The organism is Patescibacteria group bacterium (assembly GCA_041664365.1).
In the GTDB taxonomy this organism is placed as follows: domain Bacteria; phylum Patescibacteriota; class Patescibacteriia; order UM-FILTER-42-10; family UM-FILTER-42-10; genus JAHJEX01.
The window spans coordinates 17,841-40,079 of record JBAYKW010000004.1; the positions used below are offsets into that span (position 1 = coordinate 17,841).

A 22,239-nucleotide genomic window follows, 5' to 3' on the forward strand; every position below is an offset into this window, starting at 1 on the left:
GCTATCGTATATATTATTTTTTTTGGTGACATTTTTTTATAGTAAATTATTTACTTTTATTGAATGGTAACAATTGTTGCTCACCCAAAAGCTTCATTGTTTCCTTCCGGCCTTTTCTGGTCAACTGCACTTCTTCAATAAACCACTTCTTTGGCGTCCTTCGTCCATACCCGATCATTAAACCTTTATCTATCAGACGCTCTATGCTTTTTGTAATAATCCCCTGCTGATCAGCAGACTTCGGAGCATTTTTTTTCTTTTCATAAAACTTCAAGAGCTGCTTTCGTTTACTTCTTCCCTTACTTTGTAAAAGATTAAGCAGAATATACTTTTGGAGCTGCGATACTCTCATTGATCACTTTTTTAAATTCAATTTAATATGCAGATCATCCAACTGCTGTTCGCTGACCGCTGATGGCGAATTCATGAGCAGATCGCGGTTGTCGCCCGTCTTCGGAAATGCCACAACCTCTCGGACATTGGTTCGGTTAAGCAATATCATTAACAGCCGGTCAATTCCCGGCGCGATTCCGCCATGTGGCGGAACGCCGTATTGAAAAGCTTCCAGCAAGTGCCCGAATTGTTCGTGTGCCTCTTCTTTGGAAATACCAACTAATTCCAAAATCTTTTCCTGTATTTTATGATCATAAATCCTTAAACTGCCCCCACCGACTTCATATCCGTTTAACACTAAGTCATGCTGCCAAGAACGGGCCTTGAGCGGTTCATATTCCAGTAACGGCAAATCCTCAGTGCGCGGAGCGGTAAAGATATGATGAAACGGCACATGCTTTCCGTCTTTCAGTTCCGGTTCAAAATATGGCCAGTCAACGATAAAGCAAAATGCCAGCTCGTTCGGATCATTTTTATTCATCCGGATATCCGGTTTATCATTTCCATATTTTTCCATCGCTTCCTGATACGTGATACGGGGCCATGGAGAAAAGGTAATCTTTTTTTCCGGAAATAATTCCGTAACCAGCTTAGTGAACATTCTTTCCGTCAGATTCAGTATCTCATCCTGGCTCATAAATGACATTTCCATATCCAACTGATAGAACTGGTCCGGTGCACGGTCAGAACGGGAATCTTCATCTCTAAAACACGGTGCAATCTGAAAATATTTTTCAAATCCAGCCACCATTAACAGCTGTTTATACTGCTGTGGTGATTGTGGCAGGGCATAAAATTTACCCGGGTATACTCGGGAAGGAACCAGATAATCCCTTGCACCTTCAGGAGTAGATTTACCCATAATCGGTGTCTCTATTTCAATAAACCCTTCCGTATGTAAAAAATCCCTGATGTACTTATTAAATTTGGAGCGCATAATTACCATCTTTTTATTTGAATCTCTGCGCAGATCCAAGTACCGGTATTTATAACGAATCTCTTCCGCCACTTCTTCTTTATCATTTTCCACTATTTCAAATGGAGGAGTCTTAGACTCGGTAAGAATGTTTAATTCCAGCGCTTCTATTTCAACATTACCGGTCGCCATGTTTTTGTTGACCAGTTTCTCCGGGCGTTCATTAACCTGCCCGATAATTTCCACCACAAATTCCGGTCGAAGTTCCTTCGCTTTGTTTACCAATTCTTCATTGCCCGGTAGAAAAACCACCTGCACGATTCCCGATACGTCGCGCAAATCTACAAAGACCATTTTACCCATTCGGCGCGCAGACTGAACCCAACCGTTAAGTTTTACTTTCTTGCTGATATGACCGGCGGTTTCAGTAATTAAAATGCGTTTCATTTTTTATGGTTTAAGTCTGTTTAATAACCTCGGGAAAGGAATGGTCTCACGGACATGGTCCAGCCCGCAGATCCAGGCAACGGTCCGCTCCAAACCAATGCCAAAACCGGCATGCGGTACAGAACCATAGCGGCGCAGATCTACATACCATTCAAAATCTTTTTGAGACAGTTTATGTTCTTTAATCCTTTGTTCCAATAATTTAAGATCCCAGATTCTTTCCGAACCGCCGATAATCTCACCATACCCTTCCGGAGCCAGCATGTCGTCACATAGCACAACATCCGGATCTTCCGGATCCGGTTGCATATAAAATGCTTTGATCTTGGTCGGATAATGGGTGACAAAAACCGGCGTATCGAATTGTTTCATCAGCATTGTTTCATCATCCGCTCCCAGATCCTCCCCCGCTTTAATATCTGAACCCAATTCATGAAGTTTCTTCACCACGTCCGAATAACGCATCCGAGGGAAAGGCGCTTTAACTTTTTCCAGAAATTTTATATCCCTTTCTAAAAGTGCTAATTCAGTTTTCATCGATTTAAGAATATTGGATACCACGTAAGAAACTAGTTTTTCCTGTACTTTCAAATTTTCTTCGTGTTGCATGAAAGCAGCCTCGGCATCCAGCATCCAGAATTCCATCATATGCCTGCGGGTTTTGGATTTTTCCGCGCGGAATGTCGGACCAAAATCATAAACCTTGCCCAGCGACATAGCCATCGCTTCCAAATACAGCTGGCCGGATTGGGAAAGATAAGCCGTCTCTTCAAAATACTGGGTTGAGAAAAGTGTAGTGGTTCCTTCACATGCTGTTGGAGTCAGTATCGGGCTGTCGGTCAGAGTAAATCCTTCATTTCTGAAAAATTCCCGCATCAGCCAGATTATTTCATTACGTACTTTCATGATTGCCACTTGCCTTTCGGATCGCAGCCACAAATGACGGTTATCCAGAAGAAAATCAACCCCGTGTTCTTTCTTGGAAATTGGATATTCTAAAGCCACTTGCAGTATTTTAATGTCTTTCACCTGCATCTCGTACCCGTATGGTGAACGTTTATCTTCATTGACCACCCCGGTTACTGTTACGCTGGATTCCATGGTTATTTTTTCGCAGACTTCCCATACTTCTTCCGAAACCTCATTTTTGCTGATAACCGCCTGGATTCTCCCCGTTCCGTCCCTCAGCTGTAGGAAGAATATCTTGCCGGAAGAGCGGAAATTAAAAACCCAGGACTGTAATTGTACATCCTGACCCAAGTTCTTTGAAACTTCTGATATGCTGATTTTTTCCATAATTCAGTCCCTACTATAGCATTTTTATTGCACAATTGCAAACATATAGTAATAAAATACGGGGCATATAACCCCGTATCCATAAAACAGCATAATATCTATTGTTTTTTCCTTTTCAACATCCAATTACCGACCAGAACAACCAATAATGGACCCAATGTATCATAGGCCAAATCTGAAGATGTATCATACCGCGCGCCAACCCTCTGCATTTCAAACATTAAATCACCATAAAATTCTGTTAATTCATATAATACTGTAACCAACACTGCTACCGATAAAACATAAGCTGAAAAATGGAAATTTGAAAGATTGATGTGTCCCCTTTTTTTCAGAATAAGAAAAATATTATAGACTATCACCGCTACCGACAATGACCCGGAAAAATGCGCCAAATCATCCCACCAGGAATATTTAGTATATAAATACATAAAATTACCGATAGCGTCTAACCATACGCTTAATGCAATTACAAATATCACAAACCAAGGCAGAGAGACTTGAAATTTTTTCTTAACATAACTATCAGCAACTACGAATGCCCCTCCGGCGAATATCGCGGTAAGCGCTAAGGCAATTCTTCGATCAAAAGCATCATAATTAACAATCAGCTCAATGCCGACCAGAACGATGAAGCTAAGTAACAAAATATTTACTAATATTTTATTTTTTTCATTCATAAATTTATTTGATTTGGCTACTGCAGTAAATCAATCCCCTGTTCCAAACCCTCCGTCGCTTTTTCTTTAATAATATTCATCGTTGACTCGTAACTGTTCTGCGATGATTTCTTCGTCTGGTCAATAATTGCTTTCGCATCATCCGGGATTATATTATTCAGCTGGCTAAATGTAATTTGGTGCTTTACCCGGTTCTCTTCCAGCAAACGATAAACATTCTCCAAATCTTTTCCCTTTATCTTTGCTTTTTCTATATAGTAATTTGCTTTAGACATCTGTTCGTTAAACCGAATAGTTGTTTCGCCGATAACTTCCGTTTTTTGCTTTTGGGCCAGCACTTCTATTTCTTCCAATCTGCGGTTAGCCAATTGTATCCTATATTCCGCTTTTTTTACAACATCAATCATAAACCATCCCCGAGCAGTCTCCCACCATGTTTTCAAAAAATAAAGCGGGCTCGATGGAACCCATTTAAGATCCGGCAGATCAACATCTACACTGACAATCGTTACATTATTTCCGTTGGTATTTGTATTGGTTTCAGGTACTGTAATCACTTCCTCATTCGTGTTTTCAGACACTGGGCGCAGCATTGCCTCCGCCTGCGTAGAATAAGGGATTACCAGTAATATGATTGCCAGGATTATTGTTTTCATTATTTTCTCGTTAGTCAGTAGCTTCAGTATATCAGATATATGTGAAAATAAAAAAACCGCCGTTTGATTCCGAGGAACCGCGGGCGGAACGAAAGAGCTACTTGATTACGACCAGTTTCCTGATCAGATAGGAGCCATTGGTTGACCTAGCCACCGCGAAGTAGACTCCACTGGGCACCTTTCTGCCGTCCGGAGCAGTACCGCACCAGGTAACCGTTGTTTGTCCTGCTGAAGGACTGGTGTTCCAGATTGTACGCCCGGCCACGTCGACGATACTGATTTCGCTCAGTGCGAGACTCGTAGCCCAAGTCATTTGCACCACGGAACTAGTGACGCTCGGCGAAAGTCTGAACCAGACACCGCTATCCAGATCGTCTTCCGGCACCGCAACTGCGCTGCCGACGTTGAAGTAAAGGTTGCCAGTGTAAATCAGTCCTGTGTAGTCGCCGTATCCACCGGCTGTCGTGAGTTTGACTCTGATAACACAGGGTGCCACTCCGATGCTGTTGACCGGGATCGTCAATGCTGTGGTATTACCATTCAATGTGTAAACCGTACTGTCACGGCTCGTTTCGGTGAGATGATACACCATTGCCTGGGTGAATTCACCAAACTCCCCGTTCGACTGGCCAAACAGACGGATTACTCCCCCGTCCAAAACGGAGTTGGTACTGCCGAAAGTGGTTTCGAGCGTTCCATTACCGTCCTGATCGACGCCGAACCGACATCCCGGACCATTGCTGATGTAGCACTGGCCGAACCCCAACGCGTTCAAGTAGTCCTCCTCGGTGAGATGCGGCATTTCCACAACGGTGAAGAGCTTGCCGAGCGCGTTGTTGTTGGCAACGATCTGCAGAGCCTGGTTGTATTCCAGAGTGTAGGAATACGCACCGTGGTTGTCCGTCCCGGCATAAGCATTTACCCTGCGGAACGGGTTCAGGTTCTGCTGTTGGACCAGGTCAAGCCTCGCCATGTTTAAATCGTGCCGGCCGAAGATGGTCAGATCCGCAATCCAGTAAGGATACGGGTTGATGTTGTCCTGATTCACTACCAGGTCACCTGTGGTTGTCAGCTTGTTGAGCACCTGGAAACCCAGGAAGTCTTGATCCGACAGAGCCAGATCAATGTTGGTGGAATTCCACTGAACCACCTGGTCATTCTGCGGAACGAAAGTCGGGCTGAAAGGATGAGAGGCAATACGGACTCCTCCTCGGGCTGAGACACTATCCGCGAACTGCTGATGCGTCCAAAGCTGGAAGCTCTGGTTCTCGCTGGCAATCTGCGAAGGCGTTCTCAAACACCGGTTGGTGATGTGGTGGATTTCGTTGTCCACCGCATTGTTGACCGTATTATCATCCGTCGACCCTTCACTGCCGGCGATCACCAGCAATTCACTATCCGACATGTCCGCCGCACGTTCTGCCATGAATCCGCATTCAAAGTCAGAGAACTCATAGCCGTGATCCGTCCACCAGTAGATGTCCAGATCCACCGCCTTTGAAGCCGAGGGAATCAGACCCCAGGAACCACCCCACTCGCCGACACTATCCGTGAAGAAAGAGTGGGCGTGGGTATTCGACGAGAACTGGTTCGAGTACAGCGGCAGCTGTTCACCCAGAATCACCTGGAAGAACTGGTTCTTCTGAACCAAATGCAAGCAGAGTTCATCCCGGAACCGTACGTACCAGCGGAACTCCATCCGGTCACCGATTGTAAATCCGGCAAAGCGCGGATCGTTCAGGTTGATCAAGGAATGCGCTTCATAAATATCATCGGTGATTTCGAACGCGCACGACGACCAAACCGGGGTCTGGTCATAGACGAACCAAACACCCGCACTGTTACGGGCGTAAAGGATCATCTCTTCCAGCCACAGCCGGTTGATGGCACCCTGGTCCTTGAACACGTAGACCGTGTGGATAATGTTATTGATCGCGGTGCGATCACGAACGATCCAGGGCATATCCCCCGCCTGGTCCTTACCGGATGTGTTGGGATGTTTCAGTCCCGAGTCAAAAGGAGTGTACTCCTTCACCTCCACCAGTTCGATTGCCTGCAGATTGGCACTCCAGAATAAGAATGCCACGAGAATCAGAATAATGCGCTTCATTTCGCTACTTCCCCTCATTTTGGGCGTTTTGTCAATGACCGTGACTCAAATCTGAGTAACCTTAGTATGTCAAACAGAGATTTATTGTCAAACAAAAAACCACCAATTTATGGTGGCCATTTTGCTTTGATTTCTACTCTCCGACTGATAATCTTCCTTCAATACTTGCTAATACTTTGTCTAAAGCCGTGAGAGTTTCAGCATCCAAATCATCTCTCATATCTTCAAATAGCAGTTTAAATTCACTAAATTTATCCAGATCAAAATCATTTTCTCCCGAGATCTGCTGATCACATTTATCTAAGCATTTAATTGCCCCCGCATAATCACCGTCGGATAAAGCACTAATTGCTAAGCCCAGTTCATAGTTAACATCCGAGATTTCGAACTGTCCGTCACCGAACTGATCATCTGGCCCTGACACATCTGGCATTGTTGGATCACCCATCATGGAATTGTATAATCAATATTTAATTCTATCGATATACTTTTTATGGTGCGCCGTGAGGGATTCGGACCCCCGACCATCAGCTTAAAAGGCTGCTGCTCTACCAACTGAGCTAACGGCGCGTATTGGTAAACAAATAATACTATGTATTCAATTTGTCAGCGGATTCACCAACTGCCTGTCCGCCATAGCATCGCTGGAAGCGATGCGTAGGAGGAAGCTAACGGCGCATGAATAACTACCTGATATTAGCAAAAAGCGCTTTAAAAAGCAAGGCTTTAAGACTAGGTTAATAAAAGGTGGAAAAAATGTAGAAAAAGAGGCTTGTTTACGCAGGATTATAGTGATAAGATGATATGGCTAAATCAAACAAATATGGCTAAACAAAACGCAGAATTAACTGAAAAAATCCCCCCACAAAACCTTGAGGCGGAGAAGGCGGTTTTGGGTTCAATGCTGATTGATAAGGATGCCATTATTAAAATTGCTGACATAATTAATCCTGATGATTTTTACCAGGACAGTCATCGTCTCATTTTTGATACCATGCTGGAGCTGTACAACCAGCGCGAGCCGATCGATATCTTAAACCTTGCCAATAGATTGAAAGAAAAGAAGCAATTGGAATCAATCGGAGGCAGGGCAAGTTTGATGAACCTAGCAAATGCTGTGCCGACCGCCAGTAACGTGGTGAATTATGCAAATATTGTCCAGAAAAAAGCGACTTTAAGAAGACTGATACAAACCGCGTCAGATATCACTAGTATGGGCTATCAGGAGACCGAAGATGTAAGCAGTGTTCTGGATAAAGCGGAACAGTCTCTTTTCAAAGTATCTCAAAAGCATCTAAGAACAAATTTTGTCCCGATCCGCAGCGCCTTAACCGAAGCATTTGATCGAATTGACGAATTACACAGAGAAGGCGGAAAACTAAAAGGGATTCCGACCGGTTTCACCCAATTGGATAATAAACTGGCCGGACTACAGAAATCCGATCTGATAATCATTGCCGCCCGACCGAGCGTCGGAAAAACTTCCTTAGCACTTGATATTGCCAGACAAGTGGCAACAAAAGCAAAAGTCGCCGTAGGCGTATTCAGTTTGGAAATGAGCAAGGAACAGCTGGTTGACCGTATGTTGTGCGCGGAAGCCAATGTTGATTTGTGGAAAATGCGTACCGGCAATCTTTCTGACCGTGAAGAAGACGACGACTTTCCGAAGATCGGTAATGCTATGGGTGTGCTTTCTGAGGCGCCGATATTTATAGATGACTCGGCAACCGCCAATGTTATGGAAATCCGAACCAAAGCACGCCGTCTGCAGTCAGAACATAACCTCGGTCTACTAGTTATCGATTACCTCCAACTTATGGAAGGAACATCTCATTCGGAAAATAGGGTCCAGGAAATATCTGAGATTACACGTTCACTAAAAGCAATCGCCCGCGAATTAAATATACCGGTTATCGCACTGTCCCAACTTTCCCGGGCAACAGAAATGCAGACCGGCGCATCTATCCCCCGCCTGGCTCATCTCAGGGAATCCGGTTCAATAGAACAAGACGCGGATGTTGTAATGTTTATTTACAGAGAAGTGATGGATAAAAACTCCGGTGCCGACATGGAAGATGATCGAAAAAATATTGCACAAGTAATCATCGCTAAACATCGAAACGGTCCGACCGGCGTGATTGAACTGTACTTTGAGGAAGAAAAAGCAAGTTTCAGAAATTTGGACAAATCATACGACAAGACCGATGCGCCAATAGAAAAAGAAACAACACCATTTTAATCAGTAACAAGAAAATATATGTCAATGTTTAATAAATTAAAAGAAGTCAAAGACCTTCGTGATCAGGCTAAACAACTGCAAAACCAGCTATCCCAGGAATCAGTAATGGCATCCGCGGAAAACGGAAAAATAAATTTGGTCATGGACGGCAATCAGACTGTTGTGTCACTTGATATCAGCCCTGATCTGCTGTCACCGGATAAAAAAGGAGATTTGGAAAAAGGACTACGTAATGCTTTTAATGATGCGATAAAAAAGATACAGAGAATAGTTGCCCAGAAAATGCAGTCAGGAAATTTCAAAATGCCCAATTTAGGATAAAACATGGGAACCCTTCCACCATCAATCCAAAATCTGATCAGTGAGTTTAACAAACTGCCGGGTATCGGACCGAAAACATCGGAACGGTTTATTTTTCATCTGCTGAAAAGACCAAAGAGCGATCTAGAACAAATGGCAAATGGTCTGAGGGATTTGAAAGATAAAATTGCCGTGTGCTCCAGCTGTTATGATTATACGGAAACATCACCCTGCAATATTTGCTCCAACCCGCAAAGAGATAAAACCACTATTTGTGTCGTTGCGGAAAGTCCCGATCTGATGGCAATTGAAAAGTCCGCTACTTACAAAGGCATCTACCATGTTTTGGGTGGTGTGATCAATCAAATAGAAGGGATTGGGCCGGATCAGCTGAAAATATCTGAACTGCAGGAAAGAATCAAAAAGAACGGCATCAAAGAAATAATTTTAGCGACAAATCCGGATATGGAAGGTGAATCAACAGCGCTATTTCTGATTCGAGTTTTAAAACCTTTGGGAATCAAAATAACCAGAATTGGTAAGGGTCTGCCGATGGGCAGCAATATTGAATACGCCGATGAAGTAACCCTGGCCAATGCAATGGAAGGAAGAGGCGAAGTAAAATAATATCATAAAACAAAAAAGCGCCCGTGAGCGCTTTTTTTAATTTCTTATTATACTATGCGGTGATTTTCTGAATCTGTAATTTAGTATACCACTGACGATGACCCTTAGTTCTGTGATAACGGGTCTTGGATTTATACTTTACTACCATCACTTTCTTCGCCTGCTTCTCTTCCAGAACTTTGCATACAACTTGCGCTCCTTTTACGTTTGGGGTTCCTAATGATATTTTCTTTCCTTCGTCATCAGAAACAAGCAACACATCTTTAAGCGTCACTTCGTCACCTTCTTTTTTGCCGAGCTTTTCGACTTTAAGAATGTCTTTTTCCTTAACTTTGTACTGTTTTCCCCCGGTTTTGATTACTGCGATCATATTTTTTTCTTTAATTAAAAATCCTCATAAGTGTAAGCTTTTCGATAGCTTCTGTCAAGACACCCGACGGCTCTTCTTTTTATAGAAAACTACCAAAGTTAAGCCCAAAATAACCATTGCAATAACCAGTACAATCAGTGAAATCAGCTTCCCTTTTGTTGATAAAAACAGGGATGTAGCCCCGAAAACACCGGTCACTATGTATAAAAAGATGACGGCCTGTCTGTGTGAAAGACCGATGTCTAAAAGCCGGAAATGTAGGTGTTTTTTGTCCCCCCAAAACGGTGAATGTTTTTCTTTGAATATTCTTCTAAAAATTACCCAGGCAACATCCAATAGTGGAAGACCCATGATCAAAAGTGCGGTGGCAATTTTTGCTCCGCTGATGATTGCTAAAACACCCAATACAAACCCGATAAAAGTAGAACCACCCTCCCCCAAAAATATGCGCGCGGGATGGAAACTGTAAACCAGAAAACCGGCTAACGCCCCGGCAAAGATTATTGAAAGCAAAGCGGTCTCCGGCTGGGCAACATCGCTAGTTAGACTGAGTGCAAATATTACAACTGCACCGATTGTGCCGATCCCTGGTACCAGTCCGTCCAGTCCGTCTAAAAATTTTGTGGTATAGACCATTACCATCAACCAAATAAATGCGATCAGATCCGCCCAAAGTGTAATTGAATAAGGAGTATCGCCGATTCTAAAAACTTCCAGTCTAATCGTATCAAGCTGTAGAGTTCCGCCGAATGGACTGGAAATATACGGAATACCGATTCCCACCGCGATCACTACCAATCCAGCCAGTACCGGCCAAATCAATTGCTGGTAGGGTTTCAGTCTGTATTTGTCGTCTAAATATCCCCCGATCATTAATAATGTTCCGGCTGTCAGAATTCCGATGATGTGTTTCTGCAACATATAACCGCCAAGTATCTGATCCGTAAAAAAAGTATAATACAGCAAAACAACCGCAAATCCGATGAATACAGCTATGCCCCCTAAAAGTGGCACGGGAGATTTTTGAATCTTTCTTTCGGGATCCGCTTCAGGATTATCTAAAATATTTTTTTTGACAGCAAAATTTCTGACGAGCGGTGTGAATAACACCACAGCCAGAAATGATAATATAAACGGAATTATATATGAAGTATAATTCATTTTTTATTTTTTCCCATGTAACTTTCTAATATCAAAATAGCCGCCTGACGGTCAATATTACCTTTCTGTTTCCTTCTACCCGGTATATCTTTCAATAAACGCTCTGCGAATTGACTGGTTAAACGTTCATCTTCCAAAACAACAGGTATGCTAATTTTTGTCATGAGTGCGTCTGCAAATCTTTTTATCTTATCAGATTGCGCATTTTCTACTCCGCTCATATTAACCGGAAAACCAATAACCACAGTTTCAATATTTTCTTTTTCAATCAAATCGCAAATACCTTGGAGGACTCCGGGGGAATTTTCCATCGTATCGCCCGGGAATATGTAATCCTGCTGCTCATCAGAAGTAGCAATACCTATTCTTTTATCGCCATAATCAATTCCCAACAGTTTTCCCATATTTATTCCTCGGTTATGATCGTGCAACCTTTTCTAGTCACCTCTACTGTATGTTCAAAATGTGCGGAAAGACTTTTATCAACAGTTGAAATCGTCCAGCGATCCTCATCCGTCTGTACTAGCTCTTCTCCGACATTCACCATCGGCTCAATAGCAATTGTCATTCCTTCTTCCAGTACAATGCCCGTTTTTGCCTTACCATAATTCGGGATTCTTGGATCCTCATGTATTTCTTTGCCCACTCCATGGCCGACCAGCTGTTTCACAACTGAAAATCCCTCACCCTCTACATACTGCTGGATAGCTGATCCGATATCACCAACTTTAGCTCCGCTTTTTACCTGCGCAATTCCTTTCCGTAATGCTTTTGCGGTGACATCCAATAATCTTTGCTTATCTTCGGAGATTTTACCCACTCCTACCGTAACAGCCGTATCAGTACACATTCCTTTATAAAACATCCCAATATCCAGTCCGATAATATCCCCTTCTTTTAGTATTGTATTCTTACTGGGAATGCCGTGCACTACTTCATTATTGATTGAGGTGCAGAGTGTTGCGGGAAACGGATTATCTTCATCCCCTTCTACTGCATAATTCAAAAAGGCCGGTTCACCGCCGGCATCACGGATAAGCTTTTCCGCCAGACTGTCCAGTTCTAAAGTTGAAATTCCGGGTTTTGTGGCAGTGGCAACTTTATTTAATATACCAGCCAGTATCTTACCGCATTCTTTCATTATTACTATTTCTTCCGGGGTTTTGATAATAATCATTGTTTTGTAAATTCGCTGTTATTTAATTTAGATACTATTTCATCTGCTACATCCTTAATTCGTTGTTCACCGTTAATCCTGATCAGCACTCCTTGATTCAGATACATATTCAGCACCGGCTCCGTATCATGATGATATATTGCTAGCCTTTCTTTTATTACCCGCTCAGTATCATCTTCACGGTGAATCAGCTGTTTTCCGCATTTATCACAGATTCCTTCTTTTTTTGGCGGATTGTATTCTACATGATAGGTCATTCCGCATGCGCAAATCCAGCGCCCGCTTATTCTTCTGACCGCTTCCGCATCAGATATAGTAATTTCCAACGCAACATCAATACTAACAATCTCATTTAGAAATTCTGCCTGCACGATATTACGGGGATAACCGTCAAAAACAAATCCAGATCGAGCATCAAGCTCCATCAGGCGTTCTGCCACCAGTTTATTGGTAATATCATCCGGCACCAGCTTTCCTTCCTTAATAAATTGCTCTACTATTTTACCCAAGTCTGTTCTTCTCTGAATATGCTGGCGATAAATATTGCCGGTGGAAATCCATGGTAAGCGAAGACCCTCGGCGATTATTTCAGCCTGCGTGCCTTTGCCTGAACCCTGAGGTCCAAATACGACGATTCTTTTTATTGTATTATTCGACAGTATCATGTACTTATTATAGATTCTCTGCACAAAAAAGAAAACCCGAGGCTATTCCTCGGTACTTTTCTTGTATCAATGCGAATCTTTATTAAAATCCTTCATAATCACGCATTACGAGTTTCGATTCTATCTGTTTAACAGTCTCCAGAACAACACTCACAACGATTAAGAGACTGGTTCCGCCAAGCACTAATGACTGTATGCCGGTTGCAGCCTGGACAACAAACGGTAAGACTGCGATCGCGCCGAGAAATAATGCACCGGTCAAGAGTATTCGATTTGAAACATACCCTAAGTATTCGGTCGTCGGTCTTCCTGGACGAATACCTGGAACAAAGCCGCCCTGCTTCTGCAGATTTTCCGATATTTGATCCGGATGGAAAATTACCGCAGTATAAAAATAAGTAAATGCCACTACAAATGTAAAATAGGTAATCCCGTAGAAAAGCTGATTGTTAAATATATTTACAACCCACTGCGCAAAATTCGCAATCCACGCGGTATCAGACCCGATAAAATACTGCGCGATTATTGGCGGAATTAATACAATGGAAATTGCAAAAATGATCGGAATAACCCCGGCCTGATTTACACGCAACGGCAGATGAGTATTAACTCCACCATATACTTTATTACCCCTGATTCGCCTAGCGTATGATACCGGGATGTTTCTCTGCCCCTCGGTAATGATAACTACACCGGTTATAGTTATTATACCAATGATTATAAATGCTAAATATGTAAATATCTGACTCGGGTCAAACACGGCAAAAGTCTGTTGAATTGACCTCGGCAAAGCGGCAATAATACCGGCAAAAATCAATACGGAAATTCCGTTTCCAATCCCCTTTTCAGTGATTAATTCTCCCAGCCACATTAACAGCATACTGCCAGCGGTAATCATAATAATCGCTGAAGCCCATTGGAATGAGGTTAAATTACCGATTATACCCTGTGCCGTAGCGCCAGCCGCTGATCCGCCTGTTCTCTGTAGTATCGTAATCGTGCTGTAAGCCTGTAAAGCAGCGAGTGGCACGGCAAGCAACCTTTGATACTGGTTTATTTTTGCCCTTCCAGCTTCTCCGTCTTTCTGCATTTCCTGCAGACGAGGGACGATCATTACCAGCAATTGGAAAATAATTGAGGCAGTGATATAAGGCCCTAGCCCAAGCATTACTACAGAAAAATTCTCCAGCGCTCCGCCGGAAAACATGTTCAATAGTCCCAACACCTGATTGGAGTTAAAAAAGTTTTTCAGATTCTCTACATCCACTCCTGGTACCGGTACATGTGCAGCAATCCTGAAAACTAAAAGAAGGCCTAAAACATATAGGATTTTATTCCGAATGTCTTTTACCTTCCATAATTGGAGCACTTTTGAAAATGCGGACATGCCTTATTTTCCTTTTTCTTTTTTTTCTTTTCTTTCTTGCTCTATTTTTTGTTGACGAGAAGGTTGTCGTTCAATCACGATTACATTACCTCCTGCTTTTTTTATAGCATCTTCAGCAGATTTTGAAAAGCGATGTGCGGAAACTGTAATTTTCTTTTTGATTGATCCGTTACTCAGTATTTTAATGCCGGGATATATTTCCGGTACCAGTTTTGCTTTCAATATCTTCGCTGGAGTAATATTTGCACCTTCTTCAAATGCGGCATTTAACTGATTCAAATTCACAATATGCATTTGCAGTTTAAAACTCTTGAATCCTCTGGTTTTAGCAACTTGTCTGATAAATGAAGGTGCTTTTTTACCATGATGAACCGCTTTGCGTCTCCCGCCTGAGCGTGATCGTTGCCCCTTCAATCCTCTACCGCCGTATGTTCCACCTTTACCAGAATCACCACGCGCTATTCTGTTGCGTTTCTTTCTGTTGGATGTTTTTAAATTTGATAATTTTAATGTCATAATATATTAAGATCTTTTTAGTTGTTCAATTTCCTCTTTTGTTCTCATTTTCTTCAATGCCTGAATAGTCGCACGAACATTACTGATCTTATTCTTAGAAGCAAGCATTTTACTGACAACGTTTTTAATTCCGGACAGCTCTAATACCGCTCTTACCGGTCCGCCGGCAATAATTCCCCTACCTTGTGTCGCAGGCTTTAATAATACCTGCGCTCCGCAGTTTTTTTCTAACATCATATGCGGAATGGAATCTTTCACTATTTTTACAGTAAATATTTCTTTCTTTGCCGAGGCAATCGCTTTATTTACAGCAGACGCGACATCCGCCCCCTTACTGACACCCATACCGACTTTTCCTTTGCGATCACCAATAACAACACATGCCCGAAAGCGCATTCTTTTTCCGCCGGCTTGTACCCTTGTTACGCGAGTGATTTCGATGACCTTTTGGTCAAATTCATCTTTTTCGCGATCGTCTTTTTTTGGAAATCTCTTTGATGTATTTTGTGCCATTTACATGTATTTTATTAGAATTTAAGTCCGCCTTCTCGGGCACCTTCCGCCACTGCTTTTATCCTACCATGATATCTGACTCCAGCTCTATCGAATACAATCTCTGTGACCTTCTTTGCTTTTGCAAGTTCAGCAATCGATTTACCGACTTCGCGGGCTACCTCAACCTTGGTCCCAGTTTGTTTATCTTTCGCAAGTTTTTGATCATCAATGCTGACGATTGTTACTCCGGCATCATCATTTATTATCTGAACATAAATATGTTTAAGACTTCTGTGCACAGCTAAACGAGGCCGTGTTGCACTACCATGAATTTTAGCTCTGGTTCGGGCTTTTCTTCTTTTTCGCGTTATTCTCTTTTGGATCAATATTTTTTTCATGATTCTCTAAACAATTAATATTCCTAATTATTATTTCTCTGAACTTTTAACCACTTTGCCCGCTTTACGGCGGATTTTCTCATCAACATACTTCATACCTTTACCTTTATAGGGTTCCGGTTTTTTTATGTCTCTGATTTCTGCCGCAGTCTGGCCAACTTTTTGCTTATCAATTCCAGAGATAGTGATTACATTTTTAACAATTTTTCCTTCAATACCTTCCGGCAGATCATAATTAACCGGGTGAGAAAAACCAACATTTAAAAGTAACTTATTCCCGGCTAGTTCCATTTTAAATCCTACTCCGTTTAACTCAAGCTGCTTCTCAAATCCATCAGTTACACCCTTTACCATGTTTGCAATCAACATTCTGTATAATCCCCAATATGCTCTGTCAGTTTTATTATCAGGATTTTTTACTGTAACTAAAATATTATTCTCCACTTTTTCAATTCTGACTCTGGAATCAACATCCTGTGTTAACTCCCCCTTCGGTCCTTTGATAGTTACTAACTTGTCTTCAAAACTGAAAGTAACATTTTCCGGGAGATTGATTGGTTGTTTACCTATTCTTGACATAATCTTGTTTAATAAATTTCACAAATTACCTCTCCGCCGATTTTTTTCTTTTTTGCGTCTATATTCGTCATTAACCCTGCAGATGTAGACAGGATAGCAATTCCTAAACCGTTCAGAACATTTGGTATCTGCTGATATTCAACATAAACACGTCGGCCGGGCTTACTTACCCTAATCAGGCTTTTAATGATTGATTCCTGGTCTGGCGTATATTTCAGCTCAATATTGATATTAGCAAAATTATCGTCAGATTTCTCAACCTTTTTTACATAACCTTCTTTTTCCAGAATTTTTGCTATCTCAAACTTAATCTTAGAAAAAGGAATTACGACTTTTTCTTTCTTTAACGGAACTGTATTCCGGATCCGTGTTAACATATCTGCAATTGGATCTGTGGTTGTCATAGAATACTAAATAATAATTACTGTTTAAATCAAATATTACCAGCTTGATTTTGTTATACCAGGGATCTCGCCTTTATTCGCTAGTTCCCGAAAACAAATTCTGCAAAGGTCGAATTTTCGCATGTAACCATGCTGTCTTCCACAACGCCAACATCTGCTTACTTTTCTAGTTGAATACTTTGGATTTACTAGAGACCTTTTGGATTTTGCAATTTGTGATTTTTTTGCCATACTTATTCCTCTTGAAAAGGTAAACCTAATAAGGTAAATAGAGCCAATCCTTCTTCTTTTGTTTTTGCTGTTGTTGAAATATTTACTTCCAGACCATGAATGGCTTCTATTTCATCTGGATGAATCTCTGGAAAAACTGTGTGTTCTACAAAGCCGATACTTAAATTTCCTTTATCACTTACTGACTTCTTTGATATTCCCCTGAAATCTCTGACACGAGGCAGACTAATGCTGATTAATTTGGTCAGAAAATCATACATTCTATCCCCTCTCAATGTCACCATAACACCGACTGTCATTCCTGCTCTGATTTTAAAATTGGAAATTGATTTTTTTGATTTTGTTAACACAGGCTTTTGCCCTGTTATACGCTCCAGTGTATTTTTAACAACATCTAAAAATTTGGCGTCATTGATTGCCCTACCAACTCCGACATTGAGTGTCACTTTGTCAATTCTCGGAACTGCCATTGCATTTTTGTATCCTAACTCTTCCATCAAAACTGGAACTATTTCTTTCTTATATTTTTCCTTTAAGCTGTTCATATTTCTACTATATTACTTCGTTACACTTTTTGCAGATTCTATTTTTTTTCTTTTCAATAAATTTATGACCTATTCTTGTCAGTTTGCTGCATTTCGGACATATTAACATTACATTTTCTTCCCGCATAGGAGCACTGAACTGTACCTTTTCACCTTTTTGACCTTCTTTCTTTGGCCTAGCATGTTTAATGCGCAGATTCAAACCTTCCACTACAACAAAACCTTCTTTAGGAAAAACCTGCATAACCTTGCCCTTTTTTGCCCGGTCTTTACCTTTTACAATTTTTACTTGATCGCCTTTTTTTACTTTCATATATTTAGTTTAAATTGTTTCCGGTGCCAATGATACTATTTTATCAAAACCTCTTGTTTTTAACTCTCTGGCCACCGGTCCAAAAATTCTGGTCCCCTTCGGCTCTTTATTGGCTTTATCTACAATTACCGCAGCATTTTCATCAAATCTTATGTATGATCCGTCTTTTCTTCTCAGTTCTTTGGCCTGACGGACGATTACTGCCTGCAGTACTTCTCCTTTTTTCACCATACCGTATGGGGTAGCAACTTTTACAGCGACAGTAATTATATCACCAATATATGCATACCGCCTCTGATTACCGCCAAGTACACGAATACACTGCAAAACTTTTGCTCCGGTATTGTCTGCTACTTTTAATCTTGTTCCAACTTGAATCATATTCTTATTTTGTAATCGGTAATTGGTAGTTCGTAATTATTTATTTTATTAATTACCAATTACGAGTTACTAATTACTTATTCTTATTAACCACTCTCCATCTTTTGTCCTTTGAAATGGGACGGCATTCAATAAATTCCACAGTATCACCCTTCTTGTATTCGTTTTTTTCGTCATGAACTTTATATTTTCTGGATACAGTGTATTGTTTCTGATATTTTTCATGCGTTTTAACCCGGTCAACACGAACAACGACTGTTTTATCCATGGCATCGCTAACAACAACCCCGACAAAATTTCTTTTGCTCGGAAGAGATTTGTTTGTTTCAACCAGTTCTTTTGTTGTAATTTCTTCGTTCATACGTGTGTTTATTTATCAGAAGTCTTAGCTTTCATTTGTTTTTGTTTGATCAAGGTCATGATATTTGAAATATTCTTTCTTTCAGTTCTGATTTCACGAACATTTTTCAATTGATCATTATTCGTTTTAAATCGCAATTCCCTCAAATGCTCTCTTGAATCTGATAAAAGCTTTTGAAGTTCGCTGTCGTTCTTTTCCTGTAATTCTTTCCATTTCATGGCTATATTCCTTCCTTAACAAGTATCTTGGTTTTTACCGGGAGTTTATGCGAAGCCAGTCTGAATGCTTCACGAGCGATTTCTTCTGTTACACCATCCATTTCAAACAATATAGTACCGCTTCTGACGGATGAAACATATCTCTGCACTGCTCCCTTGCCACCGCCCATACCGACTTCCCCGCCTTTCCCGGTTATAGGGTTGTGTGGAAATACTCTGGTCCATATTTTTCCACCGCGTTTTACTGAACGGGTCATGGCTCTTCTTGCCGATTCAATTTGTCTGTCAGAAATCCAGGAATTCTCAAGAGATTTTAAACCGTAACTCCCAAAGGCTAATTCAATTTTTCTGGAAGCCTTTCCTTTTGGATTTGGTTTATATGGTTTTCTGTATTTTAATTTCTTTGGAGTCAGCATAATTTTACTGTTCTTCTATTTAGATTCTTTATTACTATTTTTATCTTTTTCAAAAATTTCGCCTCTGTAGATCCATACTTTGATTCCGATTGCTCCGTATGTAGTTCTGGCAGTTCCTCTGGAGTAGTCAACATCCGCGCGTAAAGTATGCAGCGGTACCTTTCCTTCTGAAAGAGTCTCAGTTCTGGCTATTTCTGCACCATTTAATCTTCCGGCCATTACAATCTTTACACCTTCCGCTCCGGCACGCATAACCTGCTCTATTCCTCTCTTCATAACTCTTCTAAACGGAAGTCGTTTTTCAATTTGTGTTATTAAACCCTGCAATATCAGTTCAGCTACAATATCCGGCTTGTTAACTTCCACAATATTTATGTTCAAAGATATTTTTTGACTGCCTAAAAATTTTTGTTTGATAATTTTTTTCAAATCCTCTATTCCTGCTCCGCCTCTGCCGATTACAACACCCGGCCTGCTGGTCTGAATAATAATAGTTAATGTGCCAGATGAGCGCTCTATCTCAATTCGAGCAACACCCGCTTCACGCAATTTTTTTCTTATAAAATCCCGAATCTGGACATCTTCCTTCAAATAAACGCTATAATTCTTCTGCGCAAACCATTTTGAGCAAGACTCATTAATTATACCGATTCGAAATATTCTTGGATTAACTTTTCGTCCCATGGTTATTTATCTCCTGAATGAATAAGCATACTCTTTTTGCCCTTAAAACGGCCGCTGAACCTTTTATCTTTCCCGTCTCCTTTTTCATCCTTGTCTTTAGTATCCTGCGTTTCTTTCCTCAGTTCTTTTGCATCCACAATTTTCAAATCCTCTTTTGGAGATTTCTTATCTTTCTTCTTAAGATCAGCAGAAGCCTGTTTAGTTTTCTTTACTTCTTCTAAAACGATTAATATATGAGAAGATCTTTTTAATACTTCTGTTGCCCTGCCAAATGCTCTTGGTTTCCAGCGTTTAAGTACCGGTCCGTCGTTTACTGTAATCTCTTTAATAAACAAATTGCTTTTGTCTAATTTGAAGTTGTTTACAGCATTTGCCACAGCAGATTTCAGCAGTTTAAGCACTGGCAATGCGGATCCCTTTTGCATAAATTGAAGCTGGTGCTCCGCTTTTTCCACATCCATACCTCTTAGGACATCAACAACAAGACGCACTTTTCTTGGTGCTATTCTTAATCTGCTTAATTTTGCTCTTACTTCCATTTTCTTCAAATTTACTTATATATTTTATTTCTCTGAACCTTTGTCTGCAGGCTGTGACTCCATCTTCTTGCTTGCTGCAGCTGCCGCTTCTTGTTCTTTCTGCATTCTACCGCCATGTCTGTGGAAAGTCCTGGTTGGGGAAAATTCACCCAGCTTATGACCGACCATATTTTCAACAACATAGACTGATTTGTGTTCTCTGCCATTATGCACACCGATCGTGAAACCAACCATTTCAGGAGTGATTGTTGATGAACGGGACCATGTTTTAATAATTGTTTTATCGCCCTGCCTTAAGTTTGAAAGCTTTTTTAACAGCTTCGGGTCGGTAAATGGTCCTTTTTTTAGTGATCTTGTCATTTATTTGGTTCTCCGTTTGATAATATGCTTATCAGATTTCTTTCCTTTTCTTCTTGTTTTCTTCCCGAGTGCCGGCTTACCCCATGGGGTCTTTGGCCGTTTCAGACCGATCGGATTACGACCCTCACCACCACCGTGTGGATGATCTACCGGATTCATTACTTTTCCTCTCACAGTTGGCCGGATTCCTCTTCTTCTGGTTCTGCCCGCCTTACCCCATCGAATATGTCTGTGATCAGGGTTGGAAACCTGCCCAATAGTAGCCATACATTTGATTGAAACCAGCCTTATTTCGCCAGATGGCATTTTTAGCTGTGCTTTATCACCTTCAATCGACTGTACCATAATACCATTACCAGCGGATCTTGCTAACTCCCCTCCCTTACCAGGGGCAAGTTCAACATTACATACCATGACTCCCGGAGGAATATTTTCAATTGTGGAGCGGTTACCTACTTTCACTTCAACTTTATTTTTTGACGAAATTATTTTTGCTCCTGGTTTTAAACCTGCTGGTGCAAGAAAATAACATTTTTCACCGTCTTCGTATTGTACCAGCGCAATTCTGGCATTTCGATTTGGATCATATTCAATTGCCAAAACTTCTGCATAAACATCAAACTTTTGTCTTTTAAAATCAACTATCCGAATAAATCTTTTATTGCCGCCACCAATGTGTCTGACGGTAATTCTGCCGTGCGCATTACGTCCGCCGGACTTCTTTTTTATAATTGTCAGCTTTTTTTCTGGTTTATATTTGGTAATATCAGAAAACGAATCAACAGACGATCCCCTTCTTCCAGCACTATTAGCTTTGTATTTAGTAATTCCCATATTTTTTTATTAAACTCCTTCGAATATTTCTATTTTCTCGCCTGCTTTTAAACTGACAACTGCTTTTTTCCAATATTTTGTTGTTCCGGAATGACGACCATATTGAACCTGTCTGCCTCGTATATTGATTATTCGTACATTAATTGCGTTAACTCCGTACAGTGCTTTGATCGCTTTTCTAATTTCTACTTTATTGGCACTTGGATAAACTTCAAATACATACTGACCGAGTACACCTAGACTATTTGCTTTTTCAGTTATAATTGGTCTTACTAATACCCGATATGCATCTTTGGTATCATTACTTTTTAGTTTCTTTGGAGTACCCTTTACTGCTTCTTTTTCTTTTGCTGAAGTTTCTTTTTTTTGTTCAGATTCTTTTCCAACTGACGGCACTAACGAAGGGTCAAATGACCTTGTTTCCGGTTTTTTATTCTTTACATTAGCAACCTTACCTTTCGTTTCAGGCTTTTTCTCCAGTTTCTTTTCGGGTTTATTTTCTTCACCCTGCTTTTTGAATCGATCAAGTAATCCCATAATA

32 protein-coding genes, 1 tRNA gene and 1 pseudogene are annotated in these 22,239 nt (G+C 41.0%); 3 read left to right on the forward strand and 31 right to left on the reverse strand.

From position 1 onward, the window contains the following. Nucleotides 1-46: 46 nt before the first annotated feature. The 8 genes from WCW66_03375 to WCW66_03410 form a co-directional block, all read right to left on the reverse strand. Nucleotides 47-352 (reverse strand): hypothetical protein, encoded by a 306-nt coding sequence (locus WCW66_03375; protein ID MFA6391765.1) that lies wholly within the window; start codon nt 350-352, stop codon nt 47-49. A 3-nt stretch (nt 353-355) separates the two neighbouring features. Beyond that, the gene (gene aspS, locus WCW66_03380; GenBank protein ID MFA6391766.1) at nt 356-1,756 is read right to left on the reverse strand and encodes an aspartate--tRNA ligase; all 1,401 of its coding nucleotides are present in this window, start codon (nt 1,754-1,756) and stop codon (nt 356-358) included. A gap of 3 nt (nt 1,757-1,759) precedes the next feature. Continuing rightward, entirely contained in the window at nt 1,760-3,052 is a 1,293-nt protein-coding gene (gene asnS / locus WCW66_03385) for an asparagine--tRNA ligase (GenBank protein ID MFA6391767.1), read from the reverse strand. 98 nt (nt 3,053-3,150) lie between these two features. Further along, nucleotides 3,151-3,732 carry a hypothetical protein gene (locus WCW66_03390; protein MFA6391768.1) on the reverse strand — a complete coding sequence of 194 codons (582 nt, stop codon included), beginning with the start codon at nt 3,730-3,732 and terminating at the stop codon, nt 3,151-3,153. 17 nt (nt 3,733-3,749) lie between these two features. Beyond that, nucleotides 3,750-4,388: a DUF5667 domain-containing protein gene (locus tag WCW66_03395; protein ID MFA6391769.1), complete on the reverse strand. Its 639-nt coding sequence runs from the start codon at nt 4,386-4,388 to the stop codon at nt 3,750-3,752. Between the two features lie 97 nt (nt 4,389-4,485). Continuing rightward, entirely contained in the window at nt 4,486-6,498 is a 2,013-nt protein-coding gene (locus WCW66_03400; GenBank protein MFA6391770.1) for a hypothetical protein, read from the reverse strand. Between the two features lie 133 nt (nt 6,499-6,631). Continuing rightward, nucleotides 6,632-6,931: a hypothetical protein gene (locus WCW66_03405; protein ID MFA6391771.1), complete on the reverse strand. Its 300-nt coding sequence runs from the start codon at nt 6,929-6,931 to the stop codon at nt 6,632-6,634. A 61-nt stretch (nt 6,932-6,992) separates the two neighbouring features. Then, a tRNA-Lys gene (locus WCW66_03410) sits at nt 6,993-7,068 on the reverse strand. A gap of 253 nt (nt 7,069-7,321) precedes the next feature. On the opposite strand from WCW66_03410, the gene dnaB reads away from it, so the two are divergent. Genes dnaB through recR form a run of 3 tightly spaced genes read left to right on the forward strand, consistent with a single transcriptional unit; the run spans nt 7,322 to nt 9,664 of the window. Further along, on the forward strand, nt 7,322-8,737 hold the full coding sequence (gene dnaB / locus WCW66_03415) for a replicative DNA helicase (GenBank protein ID MFA6391772.1): 1,416 nt from the start codon (nt 7,322-7,324) through the stop codon (nt 8,735-8,737). Between the two features lie 24 nt (nt 8,738-8,761). Continuing rightward, nucleotides 8,762-9,058, forward strand: a complete 297-nt coding sequence (locus tag WCW66_03420; GenBank protein ID MFA6391773.1) for a YbaB/EbfC family nucleoid-associated protein — start codon at nt 8,762-8,764, stop codon at nt 9,056-9,058. A 3-nt stretch (nt 9,059-9,061) separates the two neighbouring features. Beyond that, entirely contained in the window at nt 9,062-9,664 is a 603-nt protein-coding gene (recR, locus tag WCW66_03425) for a recombination mediator RecR (GenBank protein MFA6391774.1), read from the forward strand. Nucleotides 9,665-9,716: 52 nt separating this feature from the next. Here recR and rplU read toward each other — a convergent pair whose 3' ends face one another. From rplU to rplW, 23 genes and pseudogenes are all read right to left on the reverse strand, one after another. Then, nucleotides 9,717-10,034 (reverse strand): 50S ribosomal protein L21, encoded by a 318-nt coding sequence (gene rplU, locus WCW66_03430; GenBank protein ID MFA6391775.1) that lies wholly within the window; start codon nt 10,032-10,034, stop codon nt 9,717-9,719. A gap of 54 nt (nt 10,035-10,088) precedes the next feature. Further along, the gene (locus tag WCW66_03435; GenBank protein MFA6391776.1) at nt 10,089-11,195 is read right to left on the reverse strand and encodes an MraY family glycosyltransferase; all 1,107 of its coding nucleotides are present in this window, start codon (nt 11,193-11,195) and stop codon (nt 10,089-10,091) included. Further along, on the reverse strand, nt 11,192-11,599 hold the full coding sequence (gene ruvX / locus WCW66_03440) for a Holliday junction resolvase RuvX (protein MFA6391777.1): 408 nt from the start codon (nt 11,597-11,599) through the stop codon (nt 11,192-11,194). The genes WCW66_03435 and ruvX overlap by 4 nt, the downstream gene beginning before the upstream one ends. 2 nt (nt 11,600-11,601) lie before the next feature. Continuing rightward, on the reverse strand, nt 11,602-12,372 hold the full coding sequence (gene map, locus WCW66_03445) for a type I methionyl aminopeptidase (protein MFA6391778.1): 771 nt from the start codon (nt 12,370-12,372) through the stop codon (nt 11,602-11,604). Next, nucleotides 12,369-13,037 (reverse strand): nucleoside monophosphate kinase, encoded by a 669-nt coding sequence (locus WCW66_03450; GenBank protein ID MFA6391779.1) that lies wholly within the window; start codon nt 13,035-13,037, stop codon nt 12,369-12,371. The genes map and WCW66_03450 overlap by 4 nt, the downstream gene beginning before the upstream one ends. An 82-nt stretch (nt 13,038-13,119) precedes the next feature. Continuing rightward, on the reverse strand, nt 13,120-14,424 hold the full coding sequence (gene secY / locus WCW66_03455) for a preprotein translocase subunit SecY (GenBank protein ID MFA6391780.1): 1,305 nt from the start codon (nt 14,422-14,424) through the stop codon (nt 13,120-13,122). Between the two features lie 3 nt (nt 14,425-14,427). Next, complete coding sequence (rplO, locus tag WCW66_03460; GenBank protein MFA6391781.1) at nt 14,428-14,940, reverse strand: 50S ribosomal protein L15; 513 nt, start codon at nt 14,938-14,940, stop codon at nt 14,428-14,430. Nucleotides 14,941-14,946: 6 nt separating this feature from the next. Continuing rightward, the gene (rpsE, locus tag WCW66_03465) at nt 14,947-15,453 is read right to left on the reverse strand and encodes a 30S ribosomal protein S5 (GenBank protein MFA6391782.1); all 507 of its coding nucleotides are present in this window, start codon (nt 15,451-15,453) and stop codon (nt 14,947-14,949) included. Between the two features lie 14 nt (nt 15,454-15,467). Further along, complete coding sequence (gene rplR / locus WCW66_03470) at nt 15,468-15,824, reverse strand: 50S ribosomal protein L18 (protein MFA6391783.1); 357 nt, start codon at nt 15,822-15,824, stop codon at nt 15,468-15,470. Nucleotides 15,825-15,863: 39 nt separating this feature from the next. Beyond that, the gene (gene rplF / locus WCW66_03475; GenBank protein ID MFA6391784.1) at nt 15,864-16,412 is read right to left on the reverse strand and encodes a 50S ribosomal protein L6; all 549 of its coding nucleotides are present in this window, start codon (nt 16,410-16,412) and stop codon (nt 15,864-15,866) included. Nucleotides 16,413-16,420: 8 nt separating this feature from the next. After that, nucleotides 16,421-16,816 carry a 30S ribosomal protein S8 gene (rpsH, locus tag WCW66_03480; protein MFA6391785.1) on the reverse strand — a complete coding sequence of 132 codons (396 nt, stop codon included), beginning with the start codon at nt 16,814-16,816 and terminating at the stop codon, nt 16,421-16,423. Between the two features lie 36 nt (nt 16,817-16,852). Next, entirely contained in the window at nt 16,853-17,047 is a 195-nt protein-coding gene (locus WCW66_03485; protein MFA6391786.1) for a type Z 30S ribosomal protein S14, read from the reverse strand. Between the two features lie 2 nt (nt 17,048-17,049). Further along, nucleotides 17,050-17,592, reverse strand: coding sequence for a 50S ribosomal protein L5 (gene rplE / locus WCW66_03490; GenBank protein ID MFA6391787.1), 543 nt, complete (start codon nt 17,590-17,592; stop codon nt 17,050-17,052). A gap of 7 nt (nt 17,593-17,599) precedes the next feature. Then, on the reverse strand, nt 17,600-17,905 hold the full coding sequence (gene rplX / locus WCW66_03495; GenBank protein ID MFA6391788.1) for a 50S ribosomal protein L24: 306 nt from the start codon (nt 17,903-17,905) through the stop codon (nt 17,600-17,602). A 9-nt stretch (nt 17,906-17,914) separates the two neighbouring features. Then, on the reverse strand, nt 17,915-18,286 hold the full coding sequence (rplN, locus tag WCW66_03500; GenBank protein ID MFA6391789.1) for a 50S ribosomal protein L14: 372 nt from the start codon (nt 18,284-18,286) through the stop codon (nt 17,915-17,917). A gap of 73 nt (nt 18,287-18,359) precedes the next feature. Next, entirely contained in the window at nt 18,360-18,647 is a 288-nt protein-coding gene (gene rpsQ, locus WCW66_03505; protein ID MFA6391790.1) for a 30S ribosomal protein S17, read from the reverse strand. Nucleotides 18,648-18,655: 8 nt separating this feature from the next. Beyond that, nucleotides 18,656-18,865, reverse strand: coding sequence for a 50S ribosomal protein L29 (gene rpmC / locus WCW66_03510; protein ID MFA6391791.1), 210 nt, complete (start codon nt 18,863-18,865; stop codon nt 18,656-18,658). Between the two features lie 2 nt (nt 18,866-18,867). After that, nucleotides 18,868-19,281 (reverse strand): 50S ribosomal protein L16, encoded by a 414-nt coding sequence (rplP, locus tag WCW66_03515; GenBank protein MFA6391792.1) that lies wholly within the window; start codon nt 19,279-19,281, stop codon nt 18,868-18,870. A gap of 15 nt (nt 19,282-19,296) precedes the next feature. After that, nucleotides 19,297-19,965 carry a 30S ribosomal protein S3 gene (gene rpsC / locus WCW66_03520; protein ID MFA6391793.1) on the reverse strand — a complete coding sequence of 223 codons (669 nt, stop codon included), beginning with the start codon at nt 19,963-19,965 and terminating at the stop codon, nt 19,297-19,299. Between the two features lie 206 nt (nt 19,966-20,171). Further along, nucleotides 20,172-20,504, reverse strand: a pseudogene (rplV, locus tag WCW66_03525) (50S ribosomal protein L22). A 24-nt stretch (nt 20,505-20,528) separates the two neighbouring features. Next, a complete protein-coding gene (rpsS, locus tag WCW66_03530) occupies nt 20,529-20,864 on the reverse strand; it encodes a 30S ribosomal protein S19 (protein MFA6391794.1) in 336 nt (111 codons plus the stop codon). After that, nucleotides 20,865-21,698 carry a 50S ribosomal protein L2 gene (gene rplB, locus WCW66_03535; protein MFA6391795.1) on the reverse strand — a complete coding sequence of 278 codons (834 nt, stop codon included), beginning with the start codon at nt 21,696-21,698 and terminating at the stop codon, nt 20,865-20,867. Between the two features lie 9 nt (nt 21,699-21,707). Then, nucleotides 21,708-22,235, reverse strand: a complete 528-nt coding sequence (rplW, locus tag WCW66_03540) for a 50S ribosomal protein L23 (GenBank protein MFA6391796.1) — start codon at nt 22,233-22,235, stop codon at nt 21,708-21,710. Nucleotides 22,236-22,239: the final 4 nt, after the last annotated feature.